The sequence below is a fragment of the Burkholderia sp. 4NA327C6 genome, from assembly GCF_005502655.1.
Lineage (GTDB): Bacteria > Pseudomonadota > Gammaproteobacteria > Burkholderiales > Burkholderiaceae > Burkholderia > Burkholderia contaminans.
In genome coordinates this window covers 54,290-77,183 of record NZ_SCNZ01000010.1, presented here as the reverse complement: position 1 = coordinate 77,183, position 22,894 = coordinate 54,290, and the positions used below count along the sequence as shown (strand labels likewise).

Annotated in this window: 22 protein-coding genes and 1 pseudogene; 2 read left to right on the top strand and 21 right to left on the bottom strand. The window is 67.2% G+C overall.

Annotated features, from left to right (window positions below; genetic code table 11):
- Positions 1-115 precede the first annotated feature (115 nt).
- From FFS49_RS12845 to FFS49_RS43065, 13 genes and pseudogenes are all read right to left on the bottom strand, one after another.
- Complete coding sequence (locus FFS49_RS12845; protein WP_105815697.1) at positions 116-724, bottom strand: type II secretion system protein; 609 nt, start codon at positions 722-724, stop codon at positions 116-118.
- The gene (locus tag FFS49_RS12840; RefSeq protein ID WP_039357655.1) at positions 721-1,137 is read right to left on the bottom strand and encodes a prepilin-type N-terminal cleavage/methylation domain-containing protein; all 417 of its coding nucleotides are present in this window, start codon (positions 1,135-1,137) and stop codon (positions 721-723) included. The genes FFS49_RS12845 and FFS49_RS12840 overlap by 4 nt, the downstream gene beginning before the upstream one ends.
- A 9-nt stretch (positions 1,138-1,146) precedes the next feature.
- Positions 1,147-1,689 carry a type II secretion system protein gene (locus FFS49_RS12835; RefSeq protein WP_105815696.1) on the bottom strand — a complete coding sequence of 181 codons (543 nt, stop codon included), beginning with the start codon at positions 1,687-1,689 and terminating at the stop codon, positions 1,147-1,149.
- A 3-nt stretch (positions 1,690-1,692) separates the two neighbouring features.
- Positions 1,693-3,984 (bottom strand): type IV pilus secretin PilQ, encoded by a 2,292-nt coding sequence (locus FFS49_RS12830; RefSeq protein ID WP_105815695.1) that lies wholly within the window; start codon positions 3,982-3,984, stop codon positions 1,693-1,695.
- The gene (locus FFS49_RS12825) at positions 3,985-4,590 is read right to left on the bottom strand and encodes a hypothetical protein (RefSeq protein WP_071334190.1); all 606 of its coding nucleotides are present in this window, start codon (positions 4,588-4,590) and stop codon (positions 3,985-3,987) included.
- Positions 4,587-5,153, bottom strand: coding sequence for a hypothetical protein (locus tag FFS49_RS12820; protein ID WP_071334189.1), 567 nt, complete (start codon positions 5,151-5,153; stop codon positions 4,587-4,589). Before FFS49_RS12820 ends, FFS49_RS12825 begins: the two co-directional genes overlap by 4 nt.
- Positions 5,150-5,680, bottom strand: a complete 531-nt coding sequence (locus FFS49_RS12815) for a hypothetical protein (protein ID WP_105815694.1) — start codon at positions 5,678-5,680, stop codon at positions 5,150-5,152. The genes FFS49_RS12820 and FFS49_RS12815 overlap by 4 nt, the downstream gene beginning before the upstream one ends.
- Positions 5,677-6,546: a hypothetical protein gene (locus FFS49_RS12810; RefSeq protein ID WP_105815693.1), complete on the bottom strand. Its 870-nt coding sequence runs from the start codon at positions 6,544-6,546 to the stop codon at positions 5,677-5,679. Before FFS49_RS12810 ends, FFS49_RS12815 begins: the two co-directional genes overlap by 4 nt.
- Positions 6,527-8,254: a GspE/PulE family protein gene (locus FFS49_RS12805; RefSeq protein WP_071334186.1), complete on the bottom strand. Its 1,728-nt coding sequence runs from the start codon at positions 8,252-8,254 to the stop codon at positions 6,527-6,529. The genes FFS49_RS12810 and FFS49_RS12805 overlap by 20 nt, the downstream gene beginning before the upstream one ends.
- Positions 8,255-8,272: 18 nt before the next feature.
- Complete coding sequence (locus FFS49_RS12800) at positions 8,273-9,475, bottom strand: type II secretion system F family protein (protein ID WP_039357633.1); 1,203 nt, start codon at positions 9,473-9,475, stop codon at positions 8,273-8,275.
- 47 nt (positions 9,476-9,522) lie between these two features.
- Positions 9,523-10,005, bottom strand: a complete 483-nt coding sequence (gene gspG, locus FFS49_RS12795) for a type II secretion system major pseudopilin GspG (protein WP_249362232.1) — start codon at positions 10,003-10,005, stop codon at positions 9,523-9,525.
- Between the two features lie 150 nt (positions 10,006-10,155).
- Positions 10,156-10,890: a response regulator transcription factor gene (locus FFS49_RS12790; protein ID WP_223274458.1), complete on the bottom strand. Its 735-nt coding sequence runs from the start codon at positions 10,888-10,890 to the stop codon at positions 10,156-10,158.
- A pseudogene (locus FFS49_RS43065) lies at positions 10,890-11,408 on the bottom strand (SCO family protein); the annotation flags it as partial. The gene FFS49_RS12790 and the pseudogene FFS49_RS43065, both read right to left, overlap by 1 nt.
- 734 nt (positions 11,409-12,142) lie before the next feature.
- On the opposite strand from FFS49_RS43065, the gene FFS49_RS12780 reads away from it, so the two are divergent.
- Positions 12,143-13,261 carry a PAS domain-containing sensor histidine kinase gene (locus FFS49_RS12780; protein ID WP_105815692.1) on the top strand — a complete coding sequence of 373 codons (1,119 nt, stop codon included), beginning with the start codon at positions 12,143-12,145 and terminating at the stop codon, positions 13,259-13,261.
- A 12-nt stretch (positions 13,262-13,273) separates the two neighbouring features.
- Here the strand turns inward: FFS49_RS12780 and FFS49_RS12775 are convergent, their stop codons facing one another.
- Positions 13,274-14,053 carry a response regulator transcription factor gene (locus FFS49_RS12775; RefSeq protein ID WP_105815691.1) on the bottom strand — a complete coding sequence of 260 codons (780 nt, stop codon included), beginning with the start codon at positions 14,051-14,053 and terminating at the stop codon, positions 13,274-13,276.
- A 524-nt stretch (positions 14,054-14,577) separates the two neighbouring features.
- Between FFS49_RS12775 and FFS49_RS12770 the strand changes: the two genes are divergently transcribed.
- A complete protein-coding gene (locus tag FFS49_RS12770) occupies positions 14,578-15,201 on the top strand; it encodes a lytic transglycosylase domain-containing protein (protein WP_105815690.1) in 624 nt (207 codons plus the stop codon).
- 48 nt (positions 15,202-15,249) lie between these two features.
- On the opposite strand, the gene FFS49_RS12765 is transcribed toward FFS49_RS12770, so the two are convergent.
- From FFS49_RS12765 to FFS49_RS12735, 7 genes are all read right to left on the bottom strand, one after another.
- Positions 15,250-15,759, bottom strand: a complete 510-nt coding sequence (locus tag FFS49_RS12765) for a DUF1269 domain-containing protein (RefSeq protein ID WP_105815689.1) — start codon at positions 15,757-15,759, stop codon at positions 15,250-15,252.
- A 132-nt stretch (positions 15,760-15,891) separates the two neighbouring features.
- A complete protein-coding gene (gene ccsB / locus FFS49_RS12760) occupies positions 15,892-17,115 on the bottom strand; it encodes a c-type cytochrome biogenesis protein CcsB (RefSeq protein ID WP_137951005.1) in 1,224 nt (407 codons plus the stop codon).
- A 146-nt stretch (positions 17,116-17,261) separates the two neighbouring features.
- Positions 17,262-17,933 (bottom strand): c-type cytochrome, encoded by a 672-nt coding sequence (locus FFS49_RS12755; protein WP_105816236.1) that lies wholly within the window; start codon positions 17,931-17,933, stop codon positions 17,262-17,264.
- Positions 17,934-17,976: 43 nt separating this feature from the next.
- On the bottom strand, positions 17,977-19,365 hold the full coding sequence (locus FFS49_RS12750) for a cytochrome C (protein ID WP_105816238.1): 1,389 nt from the start codon (positions 19,363-19,365) through the stop codon (positions 17,977-17,979).
- 158 nt (positions 19,366-19,523) lie between these two features.
- Positions 19,524-21,212, bottom strand: coding sequence for a c-type cytochrome (locus FFS49_RS12745; protein WP_105816235.1), 1,689 nt, complete (start codon positions 21,210-21,212; stop codon positions 19,524-19,526).
- A complete protein-coding gene (locus FFS49_RS12740) occupies positions 21,209-22,039 on the bottom strand; it encodes a hypothetical protein (RefSeq protein ID WP_039348198.1) in 831 nt (276 codons plus the stop codon). Before FFS49_RS12740 ends, FFS49_RS12745 begins: the two co-directional genes overlap by 4 nt.
- A gap of 5 nt (positions 22,040-22,044) precedes the next feature.
- Positions 22,045-22,884 (bottom strand): outer membrane lipoprotein-sorting protein, encoded by an 840-nt coding sequence (locus tag FFS49_RS12735; RefSeq protein ID WP_105816234.1) that lies wholly within the window; start codon positions 22,882-22,884, stop codon positions 22,045-22,047.
- Positions 22,885-22,894 lie beyond the last annotated feature (10 nt).

The window sequence follows — 22,894 nt, the reverse complement described above, 5'->3', positions numbered from 1 at the left end:
GGTCCGCCACCGCTGGTGGGCCCCTTTCTTCATCACGTTCATTCGTCGGCGCTCCACGCCGTTTGATGCGCGATGCCCAATGCGGGCATCGCGCTTTTTTTATGCGGCCAGCGCGTCAATGCCGGCCGGCCAGGCCCTGCCCCGGCAGCGCGCCCCCCGGAAAACCGGACAGGCTCGGCGCACTGGCCGGCATCGCCGGGGCAATCGCCGGCGCGTCGGCAGCCGGTGCGGACAGCCCGGGCGCGAGGTACAGGAACTTCCATTGCCGATAGGTCTCGGCCCCTTCGAAATCCATGTACCGATCCGGAAATCCCGCACGCTTGATCGTCGCGCCGTCCGAGCTGCTGAACACGCCGTAGAAGCGGTCGCCCCGCCACAGGAAGGACCATTCGTTCTTGCCGCTGACCGGATCCGGATACGCGCGGCGCAGGTGGTGCATGGGCTTCGCGAAGCGGGTGTCCTCCAGCAGATCGTCGACCGTCTGCGGGTACGCGCGCGCGAGCCGGTAATAGCTGACGATGGCCTTGCGGTACTGGTCGCCGACGAACAGCAGTTGCCGCTCCTGCTCGCGGCGCCGCTGCAGCGACCAGACGTCCAGCGCGCCGGCCAGTGCGATCGACATCAGCATCAGCGCGATCAGCAACGCAAGCAGCACGAGCCCGCGCTGCCGCCGGCGGCAGCGGCCATGCGGCGCGCGCGCGACGCGGCGCCCGGCCCGCTTCATTTCGCCGCCCCAGCCGGAGCCCCGGCCGCAGCTGTTGCCGCACCGCCCGGCAGCACGCCCTGCGCGCCGCTCGCGGGCCCGACGTCGTACACGCCGGGCTTGTTCTCGTCCGGCGATGCCAGCGTCGCCCATTTGTCGTCGCCGTTGACCGGATCGACCGGCACCGCCCGCAAATAGTGCTTCGCGACCAGCTCGTCGAGCGTCTCGGGATACTGCCCGTTGTCGCCGTAATACTGGTCGATCGCGTTGCGCATCACCGCAAGGTTCTGCAGCCTCACCTGCTCCTTGCCATGCTCGATGCTGTGCATGTAGCGCGGCACGGCCAACGTCAGAAGCAGTCCGATGAGCGCCATCACGACCACGATTTCGATCAGCGTGAAGCCGCGGATCCTGCGGATGCGAGCGAGTTTCATGATGGACGGTCACCACTGTTTGTACGGAATGCCGTTGATGCCGATACGCGCCGATTTCGACGTCACGTCGAACACGTCCTTGCCGGGCTCGAAGCCCCCCGGCGGCCCGTCAGCCGCGGGCTCCGGCGGCGTGCCGTACGCACGCACGTCCCAGGTGTCCTCGTCCGGCGTATCGGGATCTCCGGTGAAGAACGGATCGCGCGGCACGCGGCGCAGGAACATCACCAGGCCGCCCTTCGGGTCGCGGGCGTTTTTCACGCCCGTCACGAGCACGGTCAGCGACGGCGGATAGCCGGACGATTCGGCTTCCTTGTCGATCTTCCCCGCGTCGCTCGCCTCCTTGTACGCATCGAGCGCGGTGCGGATCTCGCGCAACGCGGCACTCAATGCCTGCTCCTTCTGCCGCTGCACGAGCAGTTCGGAGAACGGCATGATCGCGAGCGCGAGGATCGCCACGAGCGCGAGCGTGATGACCATCTCGATCAACGTGAAGCCGCGCTGGCCGGTGCGGCTGCCGCGGCCGACGCAAGTCGCTGCATTGCGCGCGGCCACGGCTCACTTCCCGACCGGGCGAAGCGGGTTTTCGCTCGGAATGTCGCCCGCCGGCATCTGCAGCGTCGGGGGCGGGGCCGCCGGTGCGGCGGCGGGTGCATTGGCGGCCGCGGCAGACTGCTCGGCCGGCGCGGGCGACGCAACCGGCGTCACGGTGGTGCCCGGCGCGGGCGCGACTTCGTTGCCCGTGGGCGGCTCCGCCGCGGCTGCCCCGCCGCCCCCGCCGGCCGGCGCAGGCAACGCCGCTTGCGGCCTCGAGAACCGCCCGCCGTAAGGTTCGGGAGGCGGCGTCGTACGCGGTGCGGCCGGCATCTGCCCGAACGCGCCGCTCTCGGGCGACGGCTGCGCGCGGATCGCGGCAGCCTCGAGGGGCGTCGGCGCCCTGCCGCCCGATGTCCCGCCCCCCACGCTGCCCGGAACGACCTTCGCCGTCGGCGCGGCGGGCGCCTCCGCGTTCTGCGCCTCCGCGTTCAGCGCAACCGGATCGAGTCGCAGCTGGTCGGCGTGCACGTTGACGTCGGTGCCCGACCATACTTCCTGGGTGTCCGCATCCGCCGCCACCTGCGGCCGGACGATATGCGGCGTGATCTGCAGCACGATCTCGGTCTTCTTGTGATCGCCGCCGTGATCGGAGAACAGGCGGCCGAGCACCGGCAACTGCCCGAGCCCCGGCACCTTGTTCGCGTTGCGGCGATCCTCGTCCGAAATCAGGCCGCCCATGATCTGCGTTTCGCCGTCCCGCAGCCGCAGGCTGGTCGCCGCACTGCGCGTACCGATCTGGTAGGCGAGCGAACTCAGCCCCTGCGAGTTGCCGCTCGAGATCGTGTTGGTGATGTTGCTGACCTCGAGATTCAGCTTGATGCCGACGTCACCGTCGCGATAGACCTGCGGCTCGACCTCGAGCTTGATGCCCACGTCGAGGTACTGGATCATCTGCGTAAACGACGGACCGCTGGTGCTCGGCGTGCTCGAGCTCGAAATCACCGGGACCTTGTCGCCGATCATGATGCGCGCCTTCTCCTTGTTGCGCGCGCGGATGCGCGGACTCGCGAGCAGGTTCGCGTCGGTATCGGTCAGCTTGAAGTCCGCGGTGGCCGACAGGCTGCTGACGTTCAGCGCATTGATCGGCAGATGGTGCAGCACGCCCCAGGTGTCGGCCGAGCTCGGCGTCGACACCGTAAAGGAGCTGGGCCAGTTGATGCCCAACTGCGACATCCGGTCATGCGACACCTCCAATACCTCGACCTCGAGCATGACTTCCGGCTCCGGCAAGTCCTGGGCGGCGATCATCTCCTCGGCGACCTTGATCATGTCGGGCGTGCCGCGGATCGTCACCGTGTTCGCGCGCTCGTCGATCACGGCTTCCTTCACCTTCAACAGACTCTTCAGCAGCGACTGCACCTGCTTCGCGTCGACGTTCGACAACTGGAACGTCCGCACCTTGAGCTCCTGGTACTCGAGTTCCTTGGCCGGCGTCGCCGGGTAGATGAACAGCGTGTTCGCGTTCATCTGCTTCTTGTCGAGCTGGTTCTGCAGCAGGATCATGTCGACCGTGTCCTGCAGCGACGCGTTCTGCACGAAGATCGTCGTCTTCAGGTCGGCGCGCACGTCGCGATCGAAAATGACGTTCAGCCCGGATGTCCGCGACAAGGCCTCGAACACCATCCGCACGTTCGCGTCGCGGAACTGCAGCGATACCGGCGTGCGCATGATCGACGACGCCGCGAGCTTGTCGTCGCGCTCCGCGTGTTGCTGGCGGCGCTTCTCGCTGAGCTCCGCCTGCATGCGTGCCGCCATCGCATTGGCCGGATCCTCGACCAGCACGCGATGCACGCGCTCGGCCGCCTGCGCGTACGAACCGCGCTTCATCATGCGGTCCGCTTCCTGCAGAATCGCGAGATGCTTGCGGTCCTGGTCGATCATCGTGCCGATCCGGCGCGCGCGCTCGCTGGTCGGATCGAGTTGCATCGCCATGTAGACGGAGCGTGCCGCGTCGTCGAACTCGTTCTTCTGGCGAAACGCGTCCGCGTTGTCGAGCAGATCGTCGACGGCCTCCTTGCGGTCGTGCATTGCGTCGATCTTCACCTGAGCGTTGGTCGGATCGTCGTGAAGGTTCGGCACATGCGCACATCCGCCGCACGCGAGCAGCGCCACGGCGATCGCCAGCGCGCGTTTCGTCGCGCAGCGGCCGGCCGGCGGTGCCGATCGCGCAGCGGCCCGGGGGGCGGAGCAAAGACATGTCGACCGGCCGTCGTCCCCATCGCGGCGCGCATCCCGTGTACGTAGGGTTTTCATTTACTTTCCTTCCACTGGAATGAGCACCGTCTGGACCTGGTTCAACGGCAGATAGGTAAGCACCACGTTCGACCCGGACACCGACTCGACCCGATACTGGCCGCCGATCACGTCGCCCGGCGAAACGATCAGCAACTGATCTCCGTTGCCGAGAAACACCTGCGGCTTCGCCGACCTGGCATCCTGCTGGCCGAGATAGACGAACGGCACCGGCGGCGCGGTCGGCGGCGCCGGGCGCGTTTCGGGCGGCGGCGGCACGACGGGAGGCGGCGGCAGCCACGACGACGCCGTGAACGGATCGTGTGCGGCTTCGACGGACACGGGCGCACGCAACGCGGCGAGCTGCTCGCGCGGGGTCGGCGCCGCTGCATGCGGCGCGGGCGCAGGCGCGGGCGCTGCGGCATGAGAGGCCGGCGCGACGCGTGCACGGGCCGGCGCAGAAGCCGCACGCACACCGTCGTGACGAACCACGATGCTTGCGGCAGCCGGCGCCGGCTGCTGCATCGCCGCCACCAGCACGCGATATCCGGTACCGGCGACGACGAGGCAAGCCAGCGCGAGTGCGAGCCGATGGCGCGAAGCGGGCTTCATGGCGGCGGAGATCATGGCTGGGCGCTCCGGTAGACGAGCTCGAAACGCACCCGCGCATCGAGAATGCTGCTGCCCACTGCCGGACGTTCGACGTGGATCTCCTGCAGCGCCGCGTTCGGCACGTTGTTCAGCACCGAGGCGAGAAAATGCCGGATCGCGCCGTACTGGTCCTTCACGGGCAGCAGCACCTGGTAGCGCGCGAAGCGCCCGCCCGACTCGGTCGTCATCTGGTACTCGGCCGACCCGAGTGTCAGATGGCTGTCGCGTGCCTGCTCGAAGATCGACGCGATGTCTTCCGCGCTTTGCGAAGAAGCCGGAAAGAGCGCGGGCAGCGCGTCGAGCGTGGTCGTGTCCGCCGCCGTGCCGCGCACGTCGACGAGACGATGGCCGGGTGCGGCGCGCACCACGCTGGCCGGCGCAAGCATCGCGCGCGTGTCGGACTCGACACCTGCGATCGCGGCGTACGTGATGGCGGCGGCGCCGAGCATCAGCACCCCGGCGAGCCCCGGCAGGCCGAAGGCGCGTCGCCACTCGAAGCGAAGCGTGAGCAGGCGGTCCGCGAAACGATCGGCTTTCATGATTTCCTCCAGACGGCCGTGATCTGGAAACGCACCGGTTTGCCCGCCACGTTCTCCTCGACGAGATGACCGTTGAGCGTCGCCTCGCGCAGCACGACGCTCGTCTGCAAGTACTTCAGGTACGCGATCATCGCGTCCGGATCCTTCGCTTCGGCCGTGATGCGAATCTGGCCTTGCGCCGGGTTCTGGTCGATGCCGATCAGTGCGACGTCATGGCCCGGATAGTCCTCGACGATCGAGAAGAGCGTCTGCCACGGCACGGTCAGCTCGCGCAGCACGGCCTGGCTCTGCTTTTCCGCAAGCCGGGCGGCCGCGGTCGGCGGCGGCTTCGCGACGTGTTGCTGCGCGAGCATGCGATGCTGGACGACCGTCAGGCTCTCCCTGACGCGGTCGTTTTCCGCGTAGGTGTGCCAGAGCCGGACGGCGCACGCGCCCCACAGCAACGCGGCGACACCGAGGAGGATCATTCCGCCGGTGCCGATGCGCGCGCGGCGCCGGCAAAAATCGATGTCGAGCGTGCGGATCATGGCGCGTACTCCAGCAACCGGCGCGCGGGCGAACCGTCGTGCGCCGCGCGGCCCGGCCGCGCGACCGCGGCGAAACGCGCGTCGAACGGCGCAACGTCGATGTCGGCGCCGGACAGATAGACCTTGCAGGCGTCGGGCTTCAGGCCCGTGCGCATCGCCGAACGCTCGAACAGCTGCTCGGCGAGCTCGGCGAGCCGCGACGCGTCGCCGGACTCGCCCGGAAAGAGGCGCTGCGTGTCGTACGCGGCCCACTCGCCGCGCTCGATCATGACCGCTTGCAGCAGCGTCTCGTCGACGACGAGCAGCATCGCATCGCCGTCCGGCTTCACCGCGAACCGGTTGAGCGTCTCCGGAAGGGCCGCGCGCAGGCAACGGATCGGCACGTCGCCGGACGCACCGGCACCGAGGATGCCGTCGTACAGCGTGCGCGGCAGCGCGCTGGCAAAGAGCACACGGCCACCGCGCCGCACGTCGAAGCGCGCGACCAGCGACTCCGCGGCGACGCCGTACGTGTCGGAGAAATGCGCGAGTGCGATTTCCTCCAGCTCGCGTGCGTGCAGCGCGCGGAAGTCTCCGCGCAGGATCGCGTGACAACACCAGAAATCGTCGAGCACGACATGCGCGCCGCCGCGCACCGGCGCGCGCTTCGCGCCGGCATCGGCATCGTGCGTCGCGGCCAGCGCGGCGCGCAGCGCATCGAGCATCCCCGTCTCGCTGCCGAACTGCTCATCGGGAATGGCGACGCTGAGCGGATCGGCGACGAACCCGCGCCGGTCCGGCCGCCAGGGTGCGCGCGTGCGGATGCCGACGGCGATCTCGCGCGTCCCGACACCGACGGCAAGACGATCATTCGACCATGGTGACACGATTGATCTCCTCGAGCGTCGTTTCGCCGCGCCTGACCAGATCGAGCGCCGACGCGCGCAACGTCGTCATCCCGTAGCGCAGCGCCGCGGCCTTGATGTGCCCGAGCGGCGCGCGCTCGGACAGCAGTTGCCGCAGTTCGTCGTTCATGCGCAGCGCCTCCGCGATCGCCCGCCGGCCGCGATAGCCGCTGCCGCGGCACATCGCGCACCCGGTGCCGCGTCGAAACAGGTAGCTGCCGGCCGTATCCGGGTCGATGCCCGAACGGGCGAGCGCATCCGCGTCCACCGTGTCCTCGTCGAGACAGTCCGTGCAGCACTGGCGCAGCAGCCGCTGCGCGATGACGCCGTTCAGCGCCGACACGAAGCTGTACGGATCGACCTCCATGTTCGTGAAGCGGCCGATCACGTCGAACACGTTGTTCGCGTGCACGGTGGTAAACACCTGGTGGCCGGTCAGCGCCGCCTGCACGGCGATCTGCGCGGTTTCGGGATCGCGGATCTCGCCGACCATGATCTTGTCCGGGTCGTGCCGCAGGATCGAGCGCAAGCCGCGCGCGAACGTCAGGCCCTTCGCCTCGTTGACCGGAATCTGCAGGATCTCGCCCAGCTGGTACTCGACCGGATCCTCGATCGTCACGATCTTCTCGAGCCCGTTGTTGATTTCGGTGAGGATCGCGTAAAGCGTCGTGGTCTTGCCGCTGCCGGTCGGCCCCGTGACGAGCAGCATGCCGTACGGCATCGACGCGACCGAGCGCATGAAGCGCGTGTCCGCCGGCTGGAACCCGAGCGCCTCGAGCGTCAGGCCGCCCGACGCCTGGGAGAGCTGATAGCGGTCGAGAATCCGCAACACGGCATCCTCGCCGAACTGATTCGGCATGATCGACACGCGGAAATCGATTTCTCGTCCCGCGTACATCGCCTTGAAGCGCCCGTCCTGCGGGATGCGGCGCTCCGCGATGTCGAGTTCGGAAATCACCTTCACGCGCGACAGCACCTGATCCGCGACGTCGCGGCCCTCCACGCGCCCCACCACCGTGAGCACGCCGTCGACGCGGCACTTGATCATCAAGCCGGCCGCCCTGCATTCGAGGTGGATGTCGCTCGCCAGCATCTTGAGCGCATCGTAGATCGTCGAATTGAGCAGGCGCACCACCGGGCTGTCGTCGCTACTGATGCCCTGCAGCGTCAACGCGAGCGACGCCGGATCGGGCGCGCACTGGATCGGGTCGTCGAACGCGAGCGAGTCCATCGCGCGGATGTCCTTCTCGCGCACCGCAAGATAAGCACTCAGGTCGCCCGCGCTCGCGAGCGCCCACCGGTACGGCAGCGTCGGATGCGCGCGCATCCGGTGTTCGACCCAGCCGCGCGTGCGGGCATCGAGCGGATCGGCGACCGCGAACAGCAGCGCGCCGCTGTCGGGATCGCGCAGGCACACGCAGAGACGCGCCATCGCCTCGACGAACGGCACGAGCTCGAAATCCGGCTCCAGGCGGTTCAGCTCGCGTATGCCGATCGGCTTCATCCTGAACTGCGTGGCGAGCCGCTCGCGGATTTCATCCGCGCCGAGCGCCGTGTGCGCCGTCAACGCCTCGAGCGCGCGAATGCCGGAGCCGTGGCGTTCGCCGAGCGTGCGAAGCAAGTCGCGCAGGTCGCGCCGGCCGGCATCCGCGTCGGGATCGGGATCGACGGGAGAAGTGACGGTGTCCATGCGAGTCTCCGGGGCGGCCTACTGAATGCTCGACGCGATCTCGAAGATCGGCATGTACATCAACACGACGATGCCGCCGATCACCACGCCGATCACGATCATCATCGCGGGTTCGATCAGTCGCGAGATCAGGTCGATCGTGCGCGAAACCTGCGCTTCCTGGAATGCGGCGATCCGGTCGAGGACGGGCCCGAGCGCGCCGGTCTTTTCGGCCACCGTCAGCAGGCGATAGCCGATCGCGTCCGCGAGGCCGGCCTGCTGGAACGCATCGGACATCTTCGCGCCGTTGCGGATCTGCTGAAGCGCGGCTGCGAGCGCGGCCTGATCGGCACGGCCCACCAGGCCGCGCGCGAGGTCGAACGCGCGAATCGCGGGAATGCCGCCGTCGACCAGCATCGCGGTCGTGCGATAGAACTGCGACTGGCGGAACACGCGGAAGTGTTGCCCGATGCCGGGCAGCGCCAGCAGGCGATCGGCGAGCCAGATCCGCAGGGCCGGCCGCCGCAGCGCGATGCCGGCGGCGACCGCCAGCACGGCCAGGCCAACGGCCAGCCCGGTGCCGTGCGCATGCACCATGCCGCCCCATGCCATCAGCAGCCGGGACATCAGCGGCAGTTCGCGTCCGCTGTGTTCGAGGAGCGTGGCGAACCGCGGCACCACGAAGCCGAGCAGGAATAGCACGACGGCCGCGCCGACGAACAGCAGCACCGTCGGGTAGATCGCCGCCGACACGACGCGTGCGCGCAGTTCCCGCAGCGTCGCGCTGTTGACCGAATAGCGCGTGAGGCTGTCGGCCAGTCCGCCGGTCTGCTCGCTCGCCTTCACGCACGCCACCAGCACCGGCGGAAAGATCGGGCTCGCGTGCTCGAGCGCCATCGACAGCGCCTGCCCTTCCTCGAGATGCCGCAGCAGGTCGTGATACACCTGTACGGACGCTTCGCGCCGGGTGCTGCCGCCGAGCGTGCGCAATGCGTCGACGAGGCCGACACCCGCATCGAGCAGCGCCGCCAGCTCGCGCGCGAACATGTCGACGTCGAAGCGCGCACGCGGCATTCCGAACCGGTTCGCGCCGCGCCGCTGCCGCGCGGCGTCCGCGCTGACCGACACGACGCGCAGGCCGCGCGCGCGAGCGAGCGATGCGGCATTCGACGGCGAATCGCTGTCGATCCGCAGCGTCTGCACCGAACCGCTCGTATCGAATACCCGCAGCACGAATTTCACGTCGACTCTCCTTGCGGCGGCTCACGCCACGCACAATGACCGCGCCCCTACCACGACGAGATCGTCACGTTCTCGCCGGTACCGCCCCCGCGTCCGTCCTTGCCGAGCGAATACAGGTCGTAGTCGCCGTGTTCGCCCGGTGAACGATACTGATAGGGCCGATCCCACGGATCCACCGGGACGGCCTTCTGCAGATACGGGCCGCTCCACCGCGATGCGCTTTGCGGCTTGTTCACGAGCGCATCGAGCCCTTCCTCGGTGGTCGGATACGAACCGACGTCGAGCCGGTATTGATCCAGTGCCTGGCCGAGCGACACGATCTGCGCGCGCGCGACCTTCACGTTCGACTTGCCGACCTGTTCGAAATACCGTGGCGCGACGAGCCCCGCCAGCAATCCGATGATGACCATCACGACAAGCAGTTCGAGCAACGTGAAGCCGCGGCTCGCGCATGCGCGGCACACGCTTCGTTCGTCGCGCGGCCGCCGGCCTGGCCCGCCGGCCGGTATCGAGGACGATTCATGGCTCACGGCTTCCCTCCCTGTATCAACCCGCGGCGTCGGCGCCGCGGATGCCGTTGATTGCATTCTTGTTCACGCGGGTACGCGCCAGAAGTAGGGAGTGCCGTCCATCCCCATGGGTAGATCCCCCCAGTTGGGCGATGCGTCAATGGAGGGAATTCACACACGGTCGTCGTCGTTCAGCGCGAGCACGCCGATGTCGATCGCGAAATGAACCAGGCCGGTCAGGTTGGCGATGCCGAGCTTGCGCATCAGATTGGCGCGGTGCTTGTCCACGGTTTTCGGACTGACCTTGAGGCACTCGCCGACCTGCCGGCTCGTGTGCCCCTCGACGACGAGGCGCAACACCGTGCGCTCGCGATTGGTCAGCGCGCTCCACAAGCGCGCCTTGTGCGCGTTCGCGTCGCGCACCCCATGCAGGCCGGCGCGGGCGCGATAGGCGTCGAGGCTGACCACGCACTTGCCCTGCATCACGAAGCGCATCTCGCGCACCAGGTCGGCGAACGGCGAGTCCTTGAGCACGTAGCCGTCCGCACCCGCGGCGAACGCGTCGTTCACGTCGTCTTCGCTGTGATGAACCGTGAGGACGATGATCCGCGCATGCGGCACGTTGCGCTTGATCGTCGCGATGGCCTCGAAGCCGCTCCCGCCCGGCATCGACAGATCCATCAGGACCAGGTCGGGCCGGGTCTTCTCCGCGAGATGACAAGCCTCGACCCCACCGCTCGCCGCGCCGACGATGCAGTAGTCGGCCAGCTCGGACACCAGATGACTCAGGCCGACTCGCAACAGATGCTGGTCCTCGACGATCAGCACACGATGCTTATTGTCCAATTTCGACGCTCCCTCGCAGAAACGTGGCACCCACGGCCCGCTGTCGGCGGGAACGGGCACTAGTTGGACGCGACGACGTCGCGATAGGCCGCGAGCAGCTCGGTGGGCGTCGCGAAACCGTCGATCCGCAGCCACGGCTGGCCCGGCGTGGCCCGCACGAACGTCACCGGCGTGTGGTTCATCTTGTCGCCGCGATACACGTTGAACGCGCGCTGCGCGGCCACGCTCGCATCGACGGTCCCGGTGTAGTGCTGCCATTCGGGGCCGGCGCCGAAGCGCGCCGCGTAGCTCCTGAGCCGCTCGGGCGTGTCCGCCTCCGGATCGATCGAGATCGACATGATGTGGACCTTGTCGCGATCGGCACCGAGTTCGCCCTGCAATTGCTCGAGCGTCTGGCTGATCATCGGGCAGATGGTCGTGCAGCTGGTGTAGACGAACGTGAGGATCACCGGCCGCCCGTCGTCGAGCTCACTGGCCAGCGAGACGGTCCGACCGTCGTCGCGCACGAGCTGAACCGTCGGCACCGCATACCGGACCATCGTGTGCACGGTGCCCGGCATCACCGCGTGATGCATGTGCATGCCGGCGGCGCCCGTCGCGCCCTCGGTCATGCCGGCCTTGTCGACCGCGTTGCCGGCAGGCGCGGTCGGTACAGGCTGCGCGGGGGCATCGGTCGGGGGCGCCATCGCCGGTCCCGCGGCGGGCTCCGCGGCAGGGTCACTCGCCGGCTCCATCGCGTGCGCCATCGGGTGCTCCATCGAGGGCTCCGGCGCGGGCGTCGCCGCGCCGGCAGCGGCATTCCCGTCAGTGCCGTCCGCTGCGTTTCCGGCAGCGTGTTCGACACCGTTCTGCATGTCCTTGTCCATCGAATTGTCGACGGCTTCCGGTGCCGCGTTTTCCGTGGCGCTCCCGTTCGCCGCCGCGCTTTCGACCGCCGCTGCGCCGCCGTTCTCCATCGCGCCGCCATCGGACGCGCACCATGCGGGCGCCGTGGCAAGGGCGACGCCCGCGACCACGAATGCGCCCATCGTCGATCTGGCGATCCTGTTCATACTGGCCTCCATGACACGAGCGAGGCAGCGGACAATTCCGTGCCCCGCCCATGCAGTGTCATGAATTTGCCGGAGAGCGTCATGGGATGACGCCCCCCAAAGGCCGGTAGGACATGCCCGCCCGGCACGATCCCGCAGTGCGCGCGGCAGGCGTTTCCCTATGACAAACGCGCGCAATCCCCATGTTGCGGCCCGCATCGGTCACGTCCTAGAATGGTCGAAACCTTACGTTTTCCTGAAGACGCGCCTCGGGAGCCACCATGACTGAACGCCAGCCCGAAGGGCCAAGGATCAGGCTGCTCGATCTGATCGACGCGATGCGCAAGCTGCGCGGTGCGCTTCGTCACGACGATTCCCGCCGCGCCGTCGTCACCGACGCACGGGGCGCAGCGCTCGCCATTCTCGCCGACGATGGCGCCTTCGTATCGGTCAATCGCAGCACCGCCGCGCTGTTCGGATACAAGAGCGCCGAACTCGTCGGTCGCCAGCTGCGCGACCTGGCACCCGACGACGCCCACGTCGCGCTGGCGGACGAACTCTCCGCGAGCGCCGCGCTCGAGCATCATTCGTTCACGGCGATGCTCGGCGGGCGAAGCGGCCATCCAGCGCAATTCGTCATACATCGGCAGGCACTGCCCGGCACCCGGATGTGGCTGACGCTGTTCGAGGAATCGCCGATGCCCGAGCCCGCACGACGCGGCGACGCGGCCAACGATGCGGGCGTGCATGCGTGCCACACGTATCTGCTGATGGGCCAGCAGAAGGAGCGGCATCGGCTCGCCGCGGAATTGCACGACGGGCTCGGCCAGGCGCTGACGCTCATCAAGCTGATGAATGAGGACGCGCTCATGCGGCTTCGTCGCGGCGAGATCGCCGACGCGACGATTCTGCTCGACGTCGCCGTGCTGCGGATTCGTGAGACGATCGGCGAAGTGCGCCAGATCTGCGGCGAACTGAAGCCGCCGATGCTCGACAGGCTCGGGCTGCCGGCCGCGCTCGCGTCGCTGTGCCGCCGCATCGAGCGTGACGCGAGCCAGCTGTCGGTCGAGTTCAATTGCGACGTCGACGACAACGAAATTCCCGAGCATCTGAAAGCGGACATGTTCCGGGTCGCGCAGGAGGCGCTGCACAACGTCGTCAAGCATGCGCAGGCCACCGAAATCACGCTCGGCCTGCAACACGATGCCGGTGGGCTGCTGCTGACGATCGACGACAACGGCGTCGGCTACGAGCGCCATCCGCTTGCGACGGACGACGCACGCACCGCGGGCCTCGGGCTGATCGGCATGCAGCACCGCATCGAGTCGCACGGCGGCACGTTCGGGATCCAGTCGTCCGCCACGACGGGCACGCGTGTCTCGGCAACCTGGCCGCTCTGATACCGGCGACGCTCAGCGCTTCGCGCCGCCAGCGGGATAGTCGTCCAGCCGCGCGACGGCGTCCGGCACCTGCACGCCGTCGACGGCCGGCCTGGCCGGCACGTCGGCCACATCGGTTTCCGCGCATTTCGCCGCGAGCGTGGTCAACAGACCCATGTTCATCGCGACGAGCACCAGTTCCGTCAGATTCGCGAGATGGAGCTTGTGCATCATGCTCGCCCGGTACTTCTCGATCGTCTTCGGGCTCAGGCTCAGGTACTGACCGACCTGCCGGTTCGTGCGCCCTTCCGCGATCAGCTTCAGCACGCTGCGTTCGCGCGCGGTCAGGATGTCCCACGCCTTCTTGGGCGCGGGCGCTTCGCGGCCGGTCACGAACGAGTCGACCATGTAGCCGTACACATCCGCGCTCAGGTGCCGCTTTCCCTGCATGACCATGCGCATCGCGAGCAGCAATTCGTCAAACGAAACGTCCTTGAGCACGTAGCCTTCGACGCCTGCACGCAGCGCCTCGCGCACGTACTCCTCGTTCTGATGCACGGTGAGCACGACGATGCGGATCGTCGGTACACGCCGCTTGATCGTCGCACTCGCATCGATACCGTTCATCCCGCGCATCGACAGGTCCATCAGGATCAGGTCCGGCGCGAGCGTCATGGCCAGGTGGCACGCTTCCTTGCCGTCGCGCGCTTCGCCGACCACTTCGTAGTCGCCTTGCGCGGAAAGCATCGACCGTAGCCCGTTTCGCAGCAGATCATGATCCTCTGCAATCATCACGCGACATTTTGTATTCACGGCTTCCCCCAAGTTTTCCGCGCTTGCACCACGCCGGATCTCGACGCCTCGTTTGCACGGTGCCGGACATGTTCTGGTTGCCTTGTCCGGTCTGGCGACCTGTCTCGCGAGCAACGGGTCACACCCGTGCAACGTGCAAGGATCGCGCCAGCGCGCCGCGTGCGAGCATCCGCGACGCACACGCCTGCGCCGAAACGTGGCGCAGCGGCAGGAATGTTTCATAGCTGAATCGAATTGATTGTGTGCGTCCCATCAGTAGGACTACCGATGGCGGGACTACGCGATCGTTTCCGGCACGCAGGAAACAAATCATTCTGCAACGGCGCGTGCATTGAGCAGAAACCAACTATTCCGCGTAAGAATCGTCAACTTCGCGCGTCGACCGGATATTACCGGCGATTTCTTTTGTAACAGTTTTGCATCGCGGCGCGGGGGTGTCGCTTGCGGTATCGAAGTGTAGGAGGTCGCCCCATTGCCGATCCGATGCACCCGCAACGACAATGCAGATGCAGGAGGCCAGAAAGATGCATAGCCGCCCTTCATCCGTATTGGGAACAGCGCTCGTTGCCGCATGCGCAGGATTCGGCTCGGTGTGGTCGTGCACCGCGCACGCGCAGATCTTCGGCACGGTGGCGAGCAATGGCGCCATCGTCCTGACCAACGAGCCCGGCACGGCCAATCTGAAAGTGATCGTCGCCGCCGAAAGGCCGAGCGCATCGGAAGCGAAGCGCGCCGCGCCGAAATCGGCGATCGCGTCGTCATTGGCGGACGTCATCGCCGAGGCAAGCCGGTCGTTCAATATTCCGCCCGAACTCCTACGCGCGGTGATCGACGTCGAATCGGGATACAACCCGAAGGCCGTCTCGGACAAAGGCGCGCTCGGGCTCATGCAATTGATGCCGGAAACGGCGCGGCGCTTCGCCGGCGTCGACATGTTCGATCCGCGCGACAACGTGCTGACCGGCGCGCGGTATCTGCGCTTCCTGCTCGACCTGTTCAAGGAGAACGTCGAGCTCACGCTCGCTGCCTACAATGCCGGGGAGAACGCCGTGATTCGGGCAGGTTATCGCATTCCGTCGATGCCGCAGACGCGCGAGTACGTGCCTCGCGTCCTGGCGCGCTACAAACGGCTGCTCGCCGCGAGTTGAAACGCCGGCGTCGGCCGGCGCGACACCGGCCGACGGGTCAGGTGGCGATCACGGAAACGCCGGGATGGTCGGATCTTCGCCCTGCAGATGCGCATCCGTGTGATGAAGCTTGATCGCGTCTTCGATCTCGTGAACGCGGTCGGTCGGAACGTCGATCATCATCAGCAATTCACCGTGCTCGATGCCGTCCTCGAAGCGCTTCAGGCGCGTGCTCGGCACGTCGACGCCGATCATCGTCGCCACCCACGCGCCGAAGGCCGCGCCGAACAGCGTGATCGCCACGACGACGCCGCCGCCGATCTGCAAACCATCGGGCGGGAACACCATCAGGAGCAGCCCGAGCAGCATGCCGGTCCCGAAGCCGACGGCGGTGCCGCGCGCGAGCGACGGCAGCAGGTCGCTGCGCTGCGCGAGCGTCGCCTCCGGCAACCCGTCGCGCATCACGGCGTGATTCGCGAGGCAATGGATATGTCGCCACTCGATTCGCATCGACAGCAACTCGCCGACGACCGACTGCGCGCATTGCGTCGTCGGCAACAGGTAATAGACGCGTCTCATGGCTCCTCCTACGTCACCGCGCAATGCGGCGATACGCCCTTGAAACATTCTGGTTCGGCGCGCATCCGGCTTGTAGTGGTAATGCTCGCCAAAGTGCATGGGTAGAACACGGTAGGCGCCACCGTGCGCGCGTCAGAGCCGCCCGTAGCTGTGCAGCCCGGACAGGAACATGTTGACGCCGAGGAACGCGAAGGTCGTCACGAGCAGGCCCGTGAGCGCCCACCATGCAGCCACCGTGCCGCGCAGGCCCTTCATCAGGCGCATGTGCAGCCACGCCGCGTAGTTCAACCACACGATCAGCGCCCAGGTTTCCTTCGGGTCCCAGCTCCAGTAGCCGCCCCATGCTTCGGCGGCCCACAGCGCGCCGAGGATCGTCGCGATCGTGAAGAACGCGAAACCGACCGCGATCGACTTGACCATCACGTCGTGGAGCACGTCGAGCGTCGGCAGGCGATCCGCGAGCACGCCGCGCTCCTTCATCAGGTACGCAACCGACACCATCGCCGACAGCGCGAAGCTGCCGTAGCCGATGAAGTTCGCCGGCACGTGGATCTTCATCCACCAGCTTTGCAGCGCCGGTACGAGCGGCTGGATCTGCTGCGCGTCGCGCGCGACCGAGTACCACATCAGGAAGCCGACGGCCGCGCTGATCACCAGCAGCACGAACGCGCCGAGCGCGCGCGTGCCGTAGTGGCCTTCGTAATACAGATACAGCAGCGCGGTGATCAGGCTGAACAGGACGAACACCTCATACAGGTTCGACACCGGAATGTGCCCGACGTCCGCCCCGATCAGGTAGGACTCGTACCAGCGCACCATCAGGCCGGTGAAGCCCATCAGCACGGCGACCCACGTGAGCTTCTGCCCGATCGCGGAACCCGACGCCGAGCGCGCGAGCAAGCCGATCCAGTAGAAGATCGTCGCGAGCACGAACAACGCGCTCATCCACAGGATCGCCGACTGGCTCGACAGGAAGTACTTGAGGAAGAACGCCGAATCGGCACGCGCGAGATCGCCCTGGTAGATCTGGATCGACAGCAGCGCCAGCACGGCGATCGACGCCATCATCAGCCGCGCAGGCTTCCAGCGCCAACCGAGCACGATGAGCGCCGGCACGGTGCCGATCATCACCGCCTTGTCGTAGTCATCCATGTACGCGTGGTAGTGCACGAGCGCATGGCCCGCGCCCGCCACGAGCGCCAGGGCGAACAGCCAGTCGACGACCGACAGGCGCGCGAGGAACGAGCGGTCGTCGCCCGGCTCGCGCGAGCGAGCCACGGCCGGCGCACGAAGCCGCCGATGCAGCGACGCGGCGACGGACGCCATGCCGCCGCGCGGGGTTTGAATGGCCTTCATGTGCGTCACCGAAATGGAACTGCCAGTTTTAAAAAAAGGTGCCCCGCCCCGGGGAAGACGAGACACCCAAATGGTCGACGCCGGCGCCGTTCGTCTGCCCGCTGCGCGGCACCCGCCGCACGCGACGCCGATTCAGCGGCACGTGCTCATTGCGCGGCCGCCGGGGTCGGCGGTGCGTCGGCTTCCAGCGGAAACGCCTCGACGTACGCCGCGACGGCGCGCATGTCCTGCTCGGTCATGTTCGCGCACACCGACTTCATGACAGCGCCGCGCGGCCGCGAGTCGGTTTCCCGGAAAACCCTCAGTTGCTTCAGCACGTAGTCCGCGTGCTGGCCGGCGAGCCGCGGGAACCGGCTCATGCCCTCGCCATGCTGGCCATGACACCCGACACACGCCGACACGCCCTTGTCGGGCAACCCCGACACGAAGATCGCCTTGCCCGCATCGAGCAGCGCGTGATCGTCGGACGCGCCGAGGACCGGCGGCTGGCCCGAAAAATAGTCGGCGATCTCGTCGATCTGCGCATCGGTCAGATGCGTGAATCCCCACATGTAGCGCTTCGCATTCGGATCGGCGCGCGCGTGATGCTTGAAGTCCGTCAACTGATCGACGAGGTATTCCTTGCGCTGTCCGGCGAGCTTCGGAAACATCGGCGACACCGACACGCCGGTCGCGCCGTGGCAGTTCGAGCACACCTGCAGCGCGATGGTCCTGCCCGATACGACCGGATTGTCGACTTCCCGCGACCGCTCCAGGTCGTGACAACCCGATGCCGCCAGCACCAGCGCAAGCCATGCGAAATGGGTCACCTTGTTCATGTCAGCGCTCTCCCTGCTGCAACGCCCGTCGCCCCGCCCGATGTCAGAACGAAGCGAGCCATAGATAGACGAACAACGTATCGTTGTCCCTCGCATTGCGTCCGTTGCCGTCGTAGTTGGTCGTCGCGCCGAGGTACTTGGTGAAATGCGTGTACTGGATGCCGACGCGCACGTGTTGATCCGGCATCCAGAATATTTCCGGCGTCCAGCCCTGCGTATTCGGATGGAAGTTCGCGCTTGCCGCATAGGCAGTACTGTCCGCGGTGCCCGTCGTGTTGAAGAACGACAGGCTGACGCCGTACTTGGCCTGGTAGACGTACGACGCCTTGAGCCGCAACGAATTCAGGTTCGCGGACGTGTTGTCGCTCACGATGAAATTGTTCGGATCGTGAATGTTTTCGCGCACGTAGCGTGCTTGTGCGGTGATCGTGTGCGGCTCGAGCAAGTACTCGTATTGCGCGTCGAGACCATAGTCGCGAAAACGCGTGACGCCGGTCCCGAAAATCGGGAAATTGTTCGCGTCGTTCGGGTAGACGTCGACGCTGAAGCCGAATGCGCCGACCATCACGCTATGCGGCCCCCAATCGTGGGTCAGCGCGATGCGCGCATACGGGTTGTAGCCGCGCAGATAGATCTGCGGGTGATTCGGGTTCCCTTCGTTGTTCCCGTGGCTCAGGAACGACCAGATGCCGTCCGCGGTGCTGTAGGTGGTCAGCTCCGCGTACAGCAGGCTGTTCCAGTACACGTAGGCGCCGGTGCCGACCGCCTGCGTCGCGAGCGACCCGCTTTCGAGCAAGGGCAGGTTCGGGATCTTCGCCACCGGGCTGATGGTCGACGAGACGTACGGGTAACCCCATGCCGGTGCGGTGTTGAATACGTCCTGCACGGTCGGGTTGTTGTGCACCGTCAAGCCGACGATCAGGTCGTTCGCCGACGTCATGATCCGGTCGACGAAGCGGAAGTCGGTATTGTCGGACGTCCAGTGGCCTTTCCATCGCCCGTCGCCGTCCTGATGATCGTGGGCGATGTAGGTGAACTGCGCGAAGCCGCCGAGATGGTCGGTAATCTTCCCGGCGAGGAACACGCTCGCGAAGTCGAAGATCGGCAGGCCGTCCTTGGGGTTGATCGGCGCGCCGCTGGAATCGCTGTTGTAGCGCGTCTTGCTCAGGTCGCCAATCGCCATCGCGGCAAGCGGAATCGTGCGTTCTCCGAACGTGTAGCCGTTCAGCTTGAACATGCGCCCGTACGGCGTGAGTTCCGGAAACTGTCCGCCGGCATGGCACGCGACGCAGCTCTGCCCGGTCTGGCGCGCGAAGATCGGCAACGCGTGCGCGACGGGCAATTGCAGCAACGCGAGCACCGCGAGCGCGGCCAGCCAGCCGCGACGTGCCCGGCGATGTCGAACCTCATGGCCGGCCAGGAACGTAGTCATGACGGTTTCCCTCCCCGCATCGTATGCCGCGATGCCTCGGCGCGACATCGCCATGTCGCACGATGTCTCCAGTGTGCGATGCACGCATCGAAACCGACATGGGGCGACTCCCTCCATACGCAGCCTGTTTCCTACTCCATCCGAAGGCGCGCGACTGCTCAGGGAACGATCCAGTCTCCGTCGGCGGAGATCTTCGTGCGGTCCGGCCCGGCGAACCGGACGATATAGCCGCCCTTCGACGCGAAGCGCTGCCCGGTCGCGAGCGTCAGGCGCGGGTAGTAGCCGGTCAGGATGCGGCGTTCGAGCATGTCCTGGATGCGCTCGACGAGATACTCGCGCACGAACGCGTCGACCACGTGGCTCAGCGTCTCGGCGAGCAGGCCGCACGCGAGATAGGTATCCGCCTGCACCTGCGGCGCGACCATCGGAATCTTCCGGATCGTGAACCAGCCGAACGCGTAGTCGACGCGCACGCGCCGCCCTTCGGGCAAGTCGAACGGATAGGCAACGCGCGTGACGGCGCGCCAGCTCGTCGGGAGCGGCGTGCTGTCGAGCCCGCCGAGCAGCCCCGACATGAACACGGTGTCCACCGCCGGCGGCACATGCTCGAGCGCCGCGAGATCGGGCGGCCTCAGCCACAGCACGAGCACATCGTCGCGCGGCATCCCGCGCAACGCGTGCGCGACGCCGTCGTGCGGTGCGAGCGCATGATTCGACACCGCGATGCCGCGCGCCTTCAGCGCGGCGGCCAGCGCCTGTGCGCCACGCTCGCCGTTGTCGCCCGCGCGATAGACTTGCCTGACCGTCTTCACCGGCCGCGCGCCGACTTCGTCCAGCACGCGCTTCGCGATCAGGTCCGACTCGAGCAGCACGCCGCGCGAGAAGTACACCGAGTAGAAATCGTGCTCGGCTTCGACCGGCACCTCGACGTTCGGAAAGAGGCAGGGCACGGCCTGCGCCTCGCAGAAATCGTGAACGGGCGCCCAGTTCCTGCCGCCGAGCCCCGACACCACGGCCAGCACCGGCTGCCGGGCGAGAAACTGCGTCAACTGCGCGCGCCACGTGTCCGGCGGCCCGTTCAGTTCCCACACGTGCAGTTCCCAGCGGCGATTGACCATGAACATCATTTTTCGCGTGGAACGCAGCGGCGGCGTCGTGCCGAACGGAAACGCGTTCTTGTCCGCGAAGTAGTGCTGCAGGACGTCGAGCATGCCCGCCCGCTTCACCGGGTCCGCGTCCGGCGTGACGATCGTCGCGAAATGCAGCACCGTGTCGGTCACGCCCGACGGCGTGCGGCGATCGAGACGCTTCAGATAGCCGGTCAGCGCGGCCATGTCGGCGTCGCCGAGCGCGTATTGCGGCATCAGTCTGCCGAGCGGCCTGCCCTCCGGATCGATTCCGTCACGCACGGCGCGCGCGAGCCGTTCTTCCGTGTACGGCTCGCGATCGGCGCGCATGCCGGGAACGTACGGGATATCGAGATCCTCGGCGGTCTGCGCGCGCGGATGCACCAGGTAGCGCCACGTGATCGGCGGAATGATGTTGTTGCCTTCCTTCGAGCCCAGCCCGCTGCGCCGATGGCAATTGATGCAGGCAGCAGCGGCGCCTTGCAGGCGCACGCCGTCCTGATGCACGGCTTCGAGCGGCGCACCGGAACCGAGGATGCCACGCTGGAAGATGGCTTCTCCCGCGTCCGCGGGCACGACGGGTGCCGCCGGCTCGCCGCCGATCGCGTGGCCCGCGCTTGCGCACAACGCGGCCAGCACCAGCCACCGCGCCAGCCGCCCGCGCGAGGCCGGCGGCCACGCCGCCGCGAGGGCGCGCGCTCGCCCCCGGATGCCGTTCATGGCCGTGCCGTCGGCCGGGCTACGCCCGGCGGGGCCGCCGACACGCGCGCATCGATCGACGCCGCACGGCGTCCGCCCGGCGACACGGGCCGGCCGAAGAGCGCATCGTCGAGCGGCGGATTCAGCGACACCTTGTCGATGATCAGCGTGTCCTTGGTCGGCGAGGCTGCCGTTCCGCTCTCGATCCTGAGCGGGATTTGCAGGCCGTCGATGAGCTTGAAGTTGCCGTAGTTCACCTCCACCGTGAGCGGGCCGCTCGGCCCGCGCACCTGGCGGTCGGCCTTCACGTCCAGGAAACTCCGCCCGTCGATCCACACATGCCGTACCGCGCCGGACGGCAACTTCACCGCCAGGCGGTATGCATCGTGCCCGCCGATCGGGTCGACGCCCTCCAGCGTCACGCCGATGCCCTTCGCATCGTGGTCGAACAGCGGGCCGTCGATCACCTGCTCGTCGCGCGCGGACATCAGCTCGCCCGGCGTATACGGCCGCACGCCGGCGCTGCCGCTCGCGGCCTGTTTCCAGCCTTCGCGGCCATCGAACACGCGCACGGCCTTCTGGTTGAGCACGGTGATCTCGAAGCGCGTCTTGTTCGGGCGCTTCATCGCCAGGATGAACGGCATGCTGCGCACCGGCGCGTTCGGGCTGTCCACATGGCCCGACCAGACCATCGTCTGGACCTTGCGCCACGCGTCGAGCCCGCCTCTCGCCGCGATGTTCTTCTCGACGATCTGGTCCACGCCGAGGCCCTGCCCCGGCAATTGCTCGCACCCGCACAAGGCCGCCATCGCGCAGCCGGCGAGCACCCACGATCCGATCCGTCCCATGGCCGTCACCTCGTCCGGGTCTCGGCCGGGTGACTCGGCGCTTTCGCGAAGGTGAGCGGCGGCTTGCCGAACATCGTGTCGTCGGCCGGCTCGTTGAGCGCGACATGCTCGATCGTGATCCGGTGCGCTCCCTTGACGCCGCTCACTACGGTCTCGAGCGTGTGCGGCATGACGAGGCCGTTCTCCTTCCTGTAATCGCGATAGAACACGGCGACGCTGTGCGTCTTGCCGTCCAGCACGCGCGGCTCGCCGTCGATCTTCAGTTCGAGAAAGCTCGACGCGTCGACCCACAGGCGGCGCGTCGCGCCCTCCTTCGACGTCAGCTTCAGCACATACGCGCGATGCCCTTCCACCTGCTCCGTGCCGAGCGCCTGGATCGTGGTGCCCTTGGCCGCGTAATCGATCAGCGGCCCGTCGAGTTCGGCCGATGACGCGGCGGACTTGAGCTGCGCCGGCGTATACGGCTCGACGTCGTTGCGGCCGAGGTACGGCCTGACCAGCCAGCCCTGCGCGCCGTCGTACACCTGCAGCGCCGTTTGCTGCTCGAACTGGATCTCGAGCCGACTCTTGCGCGGACGCTTCAACGTCAGCGTAAACGGCAGCCTGACGTTCTTCGTGCCGCCCGCATCGAGCTGCCCCGTCATCCTGATCGACGACACCGCCCGCCACGCCTGCAGCCCGCCATGGGCCGCCGCATTGCGCTCGGCGATCTGCGCCGCGTCCATGTGCGACGCCGACGCCTCCTGCGCATTCCCCGCCGCCGAGGCCGCGGATGCGACCTGGCCGCAAGTCAACAAGCCGGCGGCACACGCCGCCGAAATCGACTTGAAAAGAAACCGGTTCATGACTGCTCTC